The 1,299-nt window shown below is 67.4% G+C and carries 1 protein-coding gene and 1 pseudogene; both read left to right on the top strand.

Annotated features, from left to right (window positions below; translation table 11 throughout):
- Positions 1-414, top strand: a pseudogene (sucC, locus tag QSG27_RS28960) (succinate--CoA ligase subunit beta); the annotation flags it as partial.
- Position 415: 1 nt separating this feature from the next.
- A complete protein-coding gene (gene sucD, locus QSG27_RS28955; RefSeq protein ID WP_306712310.1) occupies positions 416-1,291 on the top strand; it encodes a succinate--CoA ligase subunit alpha in 876 nt (291 codons plus the stop codon).
- The last annotated feature ends 8 nt before the right edge of the window (positions 1,292-1,299 follow it).

Genomic DNA, 1,299 nt, shown 5'->3' with positions numbered 1-1,299 from the left:
GTCAAGCTGGACGGCAACATCGGCTGCATGGTCAACGGCGCCGGCCTGGCGATGGCCACCATGGACATCATCAAGCTGTACGGCGGCGAGCCGGCCAACTTCCTCGACGTCGGCGGCGGCGCCACCAAGGAGCGCGTCACCGCGGCCTTCAAGCTGATCCTCTCCGACCCCAACGTCGAAGGCATCCTGGTCAACATCTTCGGCGGCATCATGCGCTGCGACGTCATCGCCGAAGGCGTCGTCGCGGCGGCCCGCGAGGTGCACCTGCACGTTCCGCTGGTCGTCCGCCTGGAAGGCACGAACGTCGAGCTGGGCAAGAAGATCCTCAGCGAGTCCGGTCTGCCGATCCTGTCGGCCGACAACCTCGCCGATGCCGCCGAGAAGGTGGTCAAGGCCGTGAAGGAGGCCGCGTAAGATGGCTGTTCTCGTCGATAAGAACACGAAGGTGATCTGCCAGGGCTTCACCGGCGCCCAGGGCACCTTCCATTCCGAGCAGGCGATCGCCTACGGCACCAAGATGGTCGGCGGCGTCACCCCGGGCAAGGGCGGCACCAAGCACCTCGACCTGCCGGTCTTCGACACGGTGGCCGACGCGGTCGAGAAGACCGGCGCCAACGCCAGCGTGATCTACGTGCCGCCGCCCTTCGCGGCGGACGCCATCCTGGAGGCGATCGACGCCGAGATCCCGCTGGTGGTGTGCATCACCGAGGGCATCCCGGTGCTCGACATGGTGCGCGTCAAGCGCGCCCTGGGCAACTCCAAGACCCGGCTGATCGGGCCGAACTGCCCGGGCATCATCACGCCGGACGAGTGCAAGATCGGCATCATGCCGGGGCACATCCACAAGCGCGGCAAGATCGGCATCGTCTCGCGCTCGGGCACGCTGACCTACGAGGCGGTGGCGCAGACCACCGCGGCGGGGCTGGGCCAGACGACCTGCATCGGCATCGGCGGCGATCCCGTCAACGGGACCAACTTCGTGGACAGCCTGGAGCTGTTCCTGAAGGACCCGGAGACCGAGGGCATCATCATGATCGGCGAGATCGGCGGCGACGCCGAGGTCAAGGGCGCGGAGTTCATCAAGGACTCCGGGACCAGGAAGCCGGTCGTCGGCTTCATCGCCGGGCGCACGGCGCCTCCGGGCCGCCGCATGGGCCATGCCGGCGCGGTGATCTCGGGCGGCAACGACACCGCCGACTTCAAGATCGAGTTCATGAAGTCCGCCGGCATCGCCGTCGCCGACAGCCCCGCGAGCCTGGGTTCCACCATGCTCAAGGTCTTCAAGGGCTGATAAAGGCG

Source organism: Azospirillum isscasi (assembly GCF_030849505.1).
In the GTDB taxonomy this organism is placed as follows: Bacteria; Pseudomonadota; Alphaproteobacteria; order Azospirillales; family Azospirillaceae; genus Azospirillum; species Azospirillum isscasi.
The sequence above is the reverse complement of the archived record's forward strand: the minus strand, read 5'-3'. Positions and strand labels throughout refer to the sequence as shown.